Origin of the sequence: Streptomyces sp. NPDC059398 (assembly GCF_042751845.1) — a bacterium.
Classification (GTDB): domain Bacteria; phylum Actinomycetota; class Actinomycetes; order Streptomycetales; family Streptomycetaceae; genus Streptomyces.
On sequence record NZ_JBHYWP010000005.1, the window covers coordinates 9,768 to 19,647 of the forward strand.

At 71.6% G+C, this 9,880-nt stretch carries 8 protein-coding genes; 7 read left to right on the forward strand and 1 reads right to left on the reverse strand.

Features of this window, described 5'->3' with window-relative positions; translation table 11 throughout:
* Nucleotides 1-200 precede the first annotated feature (200 nt).
* Nucleotides 201-1,736 carry a flavin-containing monooxygenase gene (locus ACFXBC_RS03385; RefSeq protein ID WP_385018153.1) on the reverse strand — a complete coding sequence of 512 codons (1,536 nt, stop codon included), beginning with the start codon at nt 1,734-1,736 and terminating at the stop codon, nt 201-203.
* A 192-nt stretch (nt 1,737-1,928) separates the two neighbouring features.
* On the opposite strand from ACFXBC_RS03385, the gene ACFXBC_RS03390 reads away from it, so the two are divergent.
* From ACFXBC_RS03390 to ACFXBC_RS03420, 7 genes are all read left to right on the forward strand, one after another.
* Nucleotides 1,929-2,390 carry a Rieske 2Fe-2S domain-containing protein gene (locus tag ACFXBC_RS03390; RefSeq protein ID WP_385018155.1) on the forward strand — a complete coding sequence of 154 codons (462 nt, stop codon included), beginning with the start codon at nt 1,929-1,931 and terminating at the stop codon, nt 2,388-2,390.
* A gap of 740 nt (nt 2,391-3,130) precedes the next feature.
* Nucleotides 3,131-4,231, forward strand: a complete 1,101-nt coding sequence (locus ACFXBC_RS03395) for an amino acid ABC transporter permease (RefSeq protein ID WP_385018337.1) — start codon at nt 3,131-3,133, stop codon at nt 4,229-4,231.
* Nucleotides 4,228-5,034: an amino acid ABC transporter ATP-binding protein gene (locus ACFXBC_RS03400; RefSeq protein ID WP_385018157.1), complete on the forward strand. Its 807-nt coding sequence runs from the start codon at nt 4,228-4,230 to the stop codon at nt 5,032-5,034. The genes ACFXBC_RS03395 and ACFXBC_RS03400 overlap by 4 nt, the downstream gene beginning before the upstream one ends.
* A gap of 92 nt (nt 5,035-5,126) precedes the next feature.
* Complete coding sequence (locus tag ACFXBC_RS03405; protein WP_385018159.1) at nt 5,127-6,149, forward strand: transporter substrate-binding domain-containing protein; 1,023 nt, start codon at nt 5,127-5,129, stop codon at nt 6,147-6,149.
* Between the two features lie 53 nt (nt 6,150-6,202).
* Nucleotides 6,203-6,982 (forward strand): GNAT family N-acetyltransferase, encoded by a 780-nt coding sequence (locus tag ACFXBC_RS03410; RefSeq protein ID WP_385018161.1) that lies wholly within the window; start codon nt 6,203-6,205, stop codon nt 6,980-6,982.
* Nucleotides 6,983-7,033: 51 nt separating this feature from the next.
* On the forward strand, nt 7,034-8,314 hold the full coding sequence (locus ACFXBC_RS03415; RefSeq protein WP_385018163.1) for an LLM class flavin-dependent oxidoreductase: 1,281 nt from the start codon (nt 7,034-7,036) through the stop codon (nt 8,312-8,314).
* A complete protein-coding gene (locus ACFXBC_RS03420) occupies nt 8,311-9,675 on the forward strand; it encodes an NtaA/DmoA family FMN-dependent monooxygenase (protein ID WP_385018165.1) in 1,365 nt (454 codons plus the stop codon). Before ACFXBC_RS03415 ends, ACFXBC_RS03420 begins: the two co-directional genes overlap by 4 nt.
* Nucleotides 9,676-9,880: the final 205 nt, after the last annotated feature.

Consider the following 9,880-nt stretch of genomic DNA (forward strand, 5'->3'; position numbering starts at 1 on the left):
TTTTTGTGCCCATTTTTGTTTGGCTGGCCGGGGGGCGCGGGCACCCCGGGGTACGGCCCCCCGCCGGGCCCCGGCCATGCACCCCGACGGGGGCACGGGCCCTCAGCCTTCCTCGTCCTCGCCGTCTTCGGCGTCGTCCGGGTTGAAAGGGGCGCAGGCCCTGGCCGGGCCACTGGCGCTGATGTTGAACAGGCAGCGGCCTACCCGAGGCGGTCCGAAGGGCGGGCGGGCACACCATCGCGCCCGGCACCAGCCTGGGCGGGCAGCGGCAGCCACCAGGTGTAGACGTCCGGGTCGAAGGCGTGCAGGCGCTTGACGAGCCTGGCGGTCGACCAGGGCCAGCAGAAGGTGTTGATGCCCGGGAGGCCGAAGTAGTAGCCGGTGCTGCCACCGGCGTTGTAGGCGGTGTCGCGCAGCGCCTCGTGGAGAGAACGCTGATGGGCTGCTTCGGCCTCAGGCTTGACATCCAGAGCAGACGCCCCGCTGGCGCGCAGATGGTTGAGGGCAGCGGTGATGTAGCGGAGTTGAGCTTCGAGGACGGTGGGAACGGCGGTGGTGCCGGTGAGCAGATTCGGGCCGATGAGCAGGAAGAGGTTGGGATATCCGCTGACGCTGGTGCCCAGGTAGGCACGGCGGCTTTTGGCCCAGCTCTGGGCCAAGGTGCCCTCCGCGCCGTGCAGATGGGGGGCCAGCGGGATGTCGCCGATGTGGAATCCGGTCGCCAGGACGAGGACGTCGGCGCGGGTGCGGGTGCCGTCCGCGCCGATGACGTCGGAGCCCTCCACGGCGGTCACGCGGGTGGGACGCAGCCGTACGTTGGGCCGGGTGAGGGCGGTGTAGTAGGTGCTGGAGGTGATCAGGCGGCGGCCGCCGAAGGGGTAGTCAGGGGTAAGGGCCCGGCGCAGGGCGCGGTTCCGTACCGAGGAGCGCAGATGGAAGCGGGCCAGGGCCTCCAGGGGCCCCAGCAGGCGGGGGTGGCGCAGGGGGAATCCGATGGCTTCCTGGGTCCGGTGGTGCAGGCCGCGTAGGGTGCGGCGCGCTTGCGGGTGGTGTGCGAAGTACCGGTGGAGCCCTGGAGGGAGGGGGTAGTCGGGCTTCGGAAGGACCCACTGCGGTGTGCTTTGGAAGACGTCGACATGAGCCGCCTTCGGCTGGATCTCGGGCAGGAACTGGACGGTGGACGCACCGGTGCCCACCACGGCCACACGCCGTCCGGTCAGGTCGACTTCGTGGTTCCAGCGGGCGGAGTGGAAGGCGGTGCCGGTGAAGGTGTCGAGGCCGGGGATGTCGGGATGGCGGGGCTGGGTCCAGGGGCCGGTGGCGACGATCACGGCTCGGGCGGTGTACAGGCCCGAAGTGGTCCGCAGGTTCCAGCGGTGCGCTGCCGGCTCCCAGCGGACGCTCAGCACCTCGGTGTGGTAGCGGATCGCCGTGTGCGCACCGTGGGTTGCCGCGGTGGTGTCCAGATAGTCGAGGATCTCGGACCGGTCGGCGAAGCCCCGGCTCCACGTGTGGGGTGCGAAGGAGTATTCGTACAGCATCGCCGGTACGTCACAGCCGCAGCCGGGGTAGGTGTTGTCGCGCCACGTTCCTCCCAGACGACCGGACTTCTCCAACACGACGACGTCGTGGAAGCCGGCCCGGCGCAGCGCGATCACGGTGGCCACGCCGGAGAGGCCGGCCCCGATGACGACGACTTCCGCTTCATGATGTCGTTCGATGTTGTCGTCGGCCACCGGCGCGCGCCCCCTGTCTGCGTCGTGAGCATCCCGGCGCTGATGCCGAGCCACCCCGACCGCTTGCTCAGAGGGACGATCCTAGAGTCACCCATGCTCACTCGCAGTGATATGGCCGGCAGATACCTCGTCAGGGTGATCTTGCCGGGAAAATCTCAATGCAGTGCGTTCTCCGGTGTTTGGATGCCGCCCATGACGTTGAGGGACGAACTTCCCGGAACTCGTGGTCCCCACGCCGCCGCAGACGAGCCCGCATGGCATCTGCCCTACCCCAGTGGCTGGTTCTGCCTGGCGCGCTCGCGAGAACTGCCCCCTGGCAAGGTCCTGACCCGCCGTTTCATGGACGAGGACATCGTCCTCTACCGCACCCGTGATGGCCGTCCCCGCGCGGTACATCCGTACTGCCCCCACCTCGGCGCCCACTTCGGCGCCGGCGGCACCGTCGAGGGCCAGAACCTCGTGTGCCCCTTCCACCGCTTCGCCTTCGGCACGGCGCCTCTGGAAGTGGCCCCCGCATCCCCGGAGAGAAAGCCCAGGTCCCGGAGCGAGTACGGCCGCGCGCTCCGGCGAAGGTGGCTTGAGAACGCGGCGCTTCCGGAACCCGGGTCCTCCGGCCGGACGTCCGCATGCCGGGACGTGGGATTTCGGGGATGAAGCCCGTGTTACGGCGGCGCGAAAAGAACGGCGCGCGCCGACCGCAACCCTGCCGGGGCCGTAGCCGCGCACCGTCCACATCACCGGGGCGAAAGCCCAGTTCAGAGCGGTGGATCCGGTACTCCCCCGGCCCCGGCCGGGCCGCTGCGCAAACCTGTTCACACACCCTGGACGCGCATTGACGCGGGCTTCCCCGCATGGGTTACTGACGCCCGGACCGGCCCGGTGATCCCCCGCAGGTCCAGCGGCCGCGACTCCCGTGCGCCGCCCCTCGCACCGAGCGCGTCCCCGGCCGCGCCCGGAACGGCCAGAGAGAACCAGGGTGACCGGCATGGAGAGCGCACCGGAGAGGACGGCGGCCGTCGGCCGCCTGCGCCGCGCCGTGCCGCGCCCCGGCTCCACGCGTACACCGTCGCCCGCGGCCGGCCGCCGTTGTCCGTGCACCCGTTGCCGGTCGTGCACGGGTCCCCGTTCGTACACCGGTCGTCATGCGTACGCCGGTCGCCGTTCGTACACCGGTCGCCGTTCGTACACCGGCCGCCGTTCATGTACCGGCGGGCTGCCGGCCGGCGTGCCGCACCGCCGCCGCTGACGGCCCGGCCGGAATCCGGCCCGCTCCCCCGCCCCCAGGCCCAGGCCTTCCCCGGACCGCCGTTTCCCGGCGCCCTGCCCGGGTCGCCCAGCCGTGCCGGCTCCCGCCGTCCGGCCATCTCTTGATCCCTGGAGTACCCATGCCCGAGATGTCCGCGCCCCCGGACGAGCCGGTGACCGCCGGCTCGCCGCCCGCCGGGGCACCGAGCGCACCGAGCGCGCCTGCCGGACAGCCGCAAGCAGGTCCGGCCGCCGGCCCTGACGCCGGCCCTGACGCCGCTTCGGGCGCCGGTGCCGACGGTCCCGGTGGTCCCCGCGGTCCGGAGCGCGATCCCCGTATCGCCGCCGAGCGGGTGCTGCCGCTGCGTCACCCCTGGCGCTGGGTACTGACCGCGGTGGTCGTGGTGCTCGTCGCCCAGTTCCTCCACGGGCTGGTGAGCAACCCGTTCTACCAGTGGAGCCGGTTCTCGTACTGGTTCGTCCGACCCGTGGTGCTCGACGGACTGGTGATCACCCTCGAAGTCGCCGCGCTCAGCGCCGTGGCCGGGCTCATCGGCGGAGTGGTCCTCGCGCTCTGCAGGCTCTCGCCCAACCCGGTGCTCAGGTCGGTCTCCTGGGTCTACATCTGGCTGCTGCGCTCCGTACCGCTGATCGTCGTCCTGCTGTTCCTGTACAACTTCAGCGCGCTGTACCGGACTCTGAGCCTGGGCGTCCCGTTCGGGCCCGCCTTCTTCCGGTTCGACGAGTCCCATCTCGCCACGGACCTGGTGGTCGCCGTCGTCGGCCTCAGCCTCAACGAGGCCGCGTACGCGGCCGAGGTGGTCAGGGCCGGTGTGCTCTCCGTCGACCAGGGGCAGCACGAGGCGGCCTCGGCCCTGGGACTGCCGCGCGGCTTCCAGTTCCGCCGCATCGTCTTCCCGCAGGCCCTGCGGGTGACCGTGCCCGCCTATGTCAACCAGCTGATCGGCCTGGTCAAGAGCACATCCCTGGTCTTCTACGTCTCGCTGCTCGACCTCTTCGGCACCGTGCAGAGCCTGGGCAGCACCTACCCGGGGGACGTCGTACCGCTGCTGCTGGTGGCCACCTTCTGGTACATCGTCCTGACGAGCGCGGTCTCGGTGGTCCAGTTCTATGTGGAGCGCCGCTCCGCACGGGGTGCGCTGCGCACCGTACCGCCCACACCGCTGCAGCGGGTCCGTTCGGCGGTCCGCGGCGCCCGCGCCCGTATCGCGATCGGAGCGGGCATATGAGTGTCGGCGCGCCGGAGAGCAAGGAGTCCGCCGTCCGCGCCACTCCGGTGGCCGTGGAGATCCACCGGGCGCACAAGTGGTTCGGCGACCACCAGGTGCTGCGCGGCATCGATCTGACGGTCGAGCCCGGTTCGGTCACGGTCGTCATCGGCCCTTCCGGGTCCGGCAAGTCGACGCTGCTGCGTGCCGTGAACCATCTGGAGAAGCTGGACACCGGCCATGTGACGGTCGGTGGTGAGCCCGTCGGCGTACGGCATTTCCGCGGCCGGCTCAAGGAGTTGACCGAGCGTACGATCCGGGCCCAGCGCAGCCGTATCGGCTTTGTCTTCCAGCACTTCAACCTGTTCCCGAATCTGACGGTGCTGGAGAACATCGCCGCCGCGCCGACCGCCACCGGCCGCACCGACCGGGAGGGCGGCCGGGCCCTGGCCCGCGCGCTGCTGGAACGGGTGGGGCTGTCGGACAAGGCCGGTGCGTATCCCCGGCAGTTGTCCGGCGGGCAGCAGCAGCGGGTGGCCATCGCCCGAGCACTGGCCCTGGAACCGGGGGTGATCCTCTTCGACGAGCCCACATCGGCGCTCGACCCGGAGCTCGTCGGTGAAGTCCTGTCTGTCATACGTGAGTTGGCGGACGGGGGAACCACGCTGATCGTGGTGACCCACGAGATCGGCTTCGCACGCGAGATCGCCGACCAGGTGGTCTTCCTCGACCGGGGCCGCATCGTCGAGCAGGGGCCGCCGGGCCAGGTGCTGGACCACCCCCGCGAGACCCGCACGAGGGAGTTCCTCGGAAGGGTCCCCTGACAGGCCGTCACTCCCCGCCACCGGCCCAGGCCGGCGGCGGGCCTCTCTCCCCCGCCGCCCGCCACCACCGCATCCACTCCCAAGGAACCGACATGCCCCGCCGCAGAACACCTCTGTCCGCCCTCGCCGCCACCGGCACCGTCCTCGCCCTGGCCGCCGGTCTCAGCGCCTGCGGAAGCGGCAGCGCCAAGGACGGGCCCGGTTCACCGGAGGCCGCCGCCAAGGGGTCGGTGGTCATCGGCGCCGTCTCGAACGGGGCGGCCGAGCGGACCACCCTGCGCGTCCCCGAGGTGGCGGCCATCAGGTCTCAGCTGCCCAAGTCGGTAACCGCCGACGGGAAGCTGACCATCGGCCTGGGCATGCTCCCGGCCGGTTCGGCGCCCCTCGGATACGTCGGCGACGACCAGAAGACGGTGACCGGCTCCGAGCCCGATCTCGGCCGGCTGGTCGCCGCCGTCCTCGGTCTTCGTCCCGAGGTGAAGAACGCGACCTGGGAGAACCTGTTCGTCGGCATCGACAGCGGGCGCACCGAGGCGGGCTTCTCCAACATCACGGACACGGAGGAGCGGAAGAAGAAGTACGAGTTCGCCTGCTACCGCGAGGACAACCTCGGCTTCGAGGTGCGCAAGGACTCGCACTGGAACTTCGACGGCACGTACCGGAGCCTGGCGGGCCGGACCGTCGCGGTCGGCGCGGGCACGAACCAGGAGAAGCTGCTGCTCGAATGGCGCGCCAAGCTGGCCGCCGAGGGCAAGAAGCTGACGGTCAAGTACTACCAGGACAGCAACAGCACCTATCTGGCGCTGAACTCGAAGAAGATCGACGCGTACTTCGGCCCGAACCCGAGCCTCTCGTACCACATCACCCGCACCGCGCGGACCCCGCAGGCGACCCGGAGCGCGGGCACGTTCTCGGGCGCCGGGGCCTCGTTGCAGGGGCTGATCTGCGCGACCGCCAAGAAGGACAGCGGCCTCGCGAAGCCCCTGGCCGAAGCCGTCAACTACCTGATCAGGAACGGTCAGTACGCCAAGTGGCTGAAGGCGTGGCACCTCGGGAACGAGGCGGTGAAGTCAGCCGAGGTCAACCCGCCCGGTCTGCCGGTCAGCAACTCCTGAGCCCCGTAGAGACGAGCCCTGTAGAGACCTGCAGAGAGAAGAGAAGGCGCAGCATGTCCACCGAACTCCAGCCACCGCGGCCCCTCCCGCTGCCCGCCGTCCCACAGTCCACAGGACCCGCACCGCATCTGCTGGACAACCCGGCCTGGGCGGCGCTCGCCGGTCCGCACCGCCGCTTCGCCGAGACGGTCGGCCGCGCGGCGCGCTACCACACGGATGTCGCGCCCTTCGTCGCACTGGCGGATCCGGCGTCCCCCGCGGCCTGGGACGATCTGGCCGTGCTGGTCGGCCCCGGTGAGCAGACCGCCGTCAGCGGGGTCACGGCCGTGCCGGCCCACTGGGAGACGGTACGCAGCGGTACGGGGGTCCAGCTCGTCGCCGACACGCTGCGTACCGCCCGCGATCCTGAGGCCGTCCGGCTCACCCCGGCGGACGTGCCGGAGATGCTGGACCTGGTGAACCGGACCCGACCGGGCCCGTTCCTGCCCCGCACGATCGAACTGGGCGCCTACTGGGGGATCCGGCGCGGCGGGCGGCTGGTGGCGATGGCCGGCGAGCGGCTGCGCCCGCCGGGCCACACCGAGATCAGCGCCGTCTGCACCGATGCCGGGCACCGGGGCCAGGGGCTCGCCGGCCGGCTGGTGCGTCATGTGGCCCACGGCGTCCGGGAGCGCGGGGACACCCCGTTCCTGCATGCGGCGGCCGAGAACGAGAACGCCGTCCGGCTCTATCTCTCGATGGGCTTCGTGCTGCGCCGGCGCAATCTGTTCGTCGTGGTCCGCGTCCCGGGCGGCTCCCCTGCCGTACCGGAGGACCGGCTCCCCCGGACCTGACGTCCTTCCCGTACTCCTCCCGCCCCCTCAGGAAAGGCACCCCCAGCGGACATGTCTGCATCCCCGCCTCCCCGTTCCGCCCCCGCCCCTCTCTCCTCCTCCGTTCCCCCGGCCTCCGCGCCGCTTCATCTCGCCGTGGCGCTGGACGGCGCGGGCTGGCATCCCACGGCCTGGCGCGATCCCCGGTCAAGGCCGGACGGGCTCTTCACCGCCGGTTACTGGCTGGACGCCGTACAGGAGGCTGAACACGGGCTCATCGACTTCGTGACCTTCGAGGACGCGCTCTCGCTCCAGTCCACCGACCCGGCCGGGGACGACCAACGCACCGATCAGGTACGCGGCCGGCTGGACGCGGTGCTGACCGCGGCCGCGGTGGCACCACTGACCCGGCACATCGGGCTGGTACCGACGGCGGTGGTCACCCACACCGAGCCCTTCCACCTCGCGAAGGCCATCGCCACGCTGGACCACGTGAGCAGGGGACGCGCGGGCGTGCGGGTCCGGATCTCCGCCTCGGCGCACGAGGCGGCGCACTTCGGCCGCCGGGAGCTGCCGGAGTTCCGGCCGCGGGACTCCGGGCACCCGGCGGCTCGGCAGCTGATCCATGAACTGTTCGGCGAGGCCGCCGACTACGTGGAGGTGCTGCGCAGGCTCTGGGACAGCTGGGAGGACGACGCCGAGATACGTGACACCGCCACCGGGCGGTTCATCGACCGTACGAAGCTGCACTACATCGACTTCGAGGGCGAGCACTTCAGCGTCAAGGGCCCTTCCATCACCCCGCGTTCGCCGCAGGGGCAGCCGCTGGTCACCGCGCTCGCCCATGGGCCCGTCCCGTACGGACTCGTGGGCAGCTCGGCGGACGTCGGGTTCGTCACCCCGCACGACGCCTCCGGCGCGCGAGCCGCCACCGACGCGGTCCTGGCCGCCCGGGAGGCCGCCGGGCGGGGCGGGGACACCGGCCCCCGCCACGTCTTCGGGGATCTGGTGGTCTTCCTCGACGAGAGCGAAGCGGCGGCGAAAGACCGCAGGCAGCGGCTCGACGAGACCGCGGGCGCCCCGCTGACCAGCGACGCCGAGGTGTTCACCGGTACCCCGGCCGGGCTCGCAGATCTGCTGCTCGACTGGCGGCGCGCGGGGCTGACCGGATACCGGCTGCGCCCCGCGGTGACGGGCCACGACCTGCCCGCGATCACCCGTGGGCTGGTCCCCGAACTCCAGAGCCGGGGCGCCTTCCGCCGTGCCTACGAGGCCGATTCGCTGCGCGGGCTGCTCGGTCTGGGCCGCCCCGCCAACCGTTACGCCCGGGTCCGGGCCGGAGGACAGTCATGAGCGGCACCCAGAAGCAGATCCATCTCGCGGCGCACTTCCCCGGGGTCAACAACACCACGGTCTGGAGCGACCCGGAGGCGGGCAGCCAGATCGACTTCGCGTCCTTCAGCCACTTCGCGCGCACCGCCGAACGGGCCAGGTTCGACTTCCTGTTCCTGGCCGAAGGACTGCGGCTGCGGGAGCAGGGCGGCGAGATCTACGACCTGGACGTGGTCGGACGCCCGGACACGTTCACGGTGCTGGCCGCGCTCGCCGCCGTGACGGAGCGGATCGGGCTGGCCGGCACCATCAACTCCACCTTCAACGAACCGTACGAGGTGGCACGGCAGTTCGCGTCGCTCGACCATCTGTCGGCCGGCCGGGCCGCGTGGAACGTCGTCACCTCCTGGGACGCCTTCACCGGGGAGAACTTCCGGCGCGGCGGCTTCCTCCCGGAGGCGGACCGCTACACCCGGGCCGAGCAGTTCCTCCGTACCGCCTGGGAGCTCTTCGACTCCTGGGCGGACGGCGATGTGCCGGCCGACCGGGAGAGCGGCCGGTTCCTGCGTACCCCGGACGCCGGTACGTTCGCCCACCGTGACCAGCACTTCGACATCGCGGGCCGGTTCAATGTGCCGCGCTCCCCGCAGGGCCGTCCGGTGATCTTCCAGGCGGGCGACTCCGACCAGGGGCGGGAGTTCGCGGCGGCGACGGCTGACGCGATCTTCAGCAGGCACTCGGAGCCGGAGGCGGGCCGGGTCTTCTACCGCGATGTGAAGGGGCGGCTGGGACGGTACGGGCGGAGCCCCGACGAGCTGCTGATCCTGCCCGCGGCCACCTTCGTCCTGGGCGACACCGACGCCGAGGCGGAGGAGCGCGCCCACGAGGTGCGGCGCAGCCAGGTCAGCGGCCGGACGGCGATCAAGTTCCTGGAGCACGTCTGGAACCGGGACCTGTCCGGATACGACCCGGACGGGCCGCTGCCCGAGATCGACCCCGACACGGGCGAGCACACGGTGACCCGGGGCCGGGCGAGCGTACGGATGGTGCGCGATCCGCTGGCCACGGCGGCGCAGTGGCGGCAGCGGGCGAAGGAGGAGGGGCTCTCCATCCGGGAGCTGGTGATCGAGACCAGGGCCCGGCAGACCTTCATCGGTTCGCCCGCCACGGTCGCCGCCGCGGTGAACGCCGCCGTGCAGAGCGAGGCGTCCGACGGCTTCATCCTGGCCCCGCATCTGGTCCCCGGCGGCCTGGACGAGTTCGCGGACACGGTGGTGCCGCTGCTCCAGGAGCGAGGGGTCTTCCGTACGGAGTACGAAGGGGTGACGCTCCGGGACCATCTGGGGCTGCGTACACCGGAGCACCGGCCCCGGACGGGCTGAGGTCCGGCAGGGGCCGGACCACAGAAGCAGCCGGAGCCGGACCGGAAGCGGCTCGGGCCGGAAGCGGCTCGGGCCGGAAGCGGCTCGGGCCGGAAGCGGCTCGGGCCGGACCGGGGGCGAAAGCGCCCGACTCGCGGAATACACCCGCTCCGCGGGGACGCCAAAGCGGCCGGGGGGTCCAGCTAGGGCCGCGAAGGTGGGAGGC

What these genes read in the sequence shown, in the direction of transcription:
- ACFXBC_RS03395 (WP_385018337.1), top strand. Translation starts at nt 3,131, where the DNA reads ATGTCCGCGCCCCCGGACGAGCCGGTGACCGCCGGCTCGCCGCCCGCC.
- ACFXBC_RS03420 (WP_385018165.1), top strand. Translation starts at nt 8,311, where the DNA reads ATGAGCGGCACCCAGAAGCAGATCCATCTCGCGGCGCACTTCCCCGGG.
- ACFXBC_RS03415 (WP_385018163.1), top strand. Translation starts at nt 7,034, where the DNA reads ATGTCTGCATCCCCGCCTCCCCGTTCCGCCCCCGCCCCTCTCTCCTCC.
- ACFXBC_RS03390 (WP_385018155.1), top strand. Translation starts at nt 1,929, where the DNA reads ATGACGTTGAGGGACGAACTTCCCGGAACTCGTGGTCCCCACGCCGCC.
- ACFXBC_RS03410 (WP_385018161.1), top strand. Translation starts at nt 6,203, where the DNA reads ATGTCCACCGAACTCCAGCCACCGCGGCCCCTCCCGCTGCCCGCCGTC.
- ACFXBC_RS03405 (WP_385018159.1), top strand. Translation starts at nt 5,127, where the DNA reads ATGCCCCGCCGCAGAACACCTCTGTCCGCCCTCGCCGCCACCGGCACC.
- ACFXBC_RS03400 (WP_385018157.1), top strand. Translation starts at nt 4,228, where the DNA reads ATGAGTGTCGGCGCGCCGGAGAGCAAGGAGTCCGCCGTCCGCGCCACT.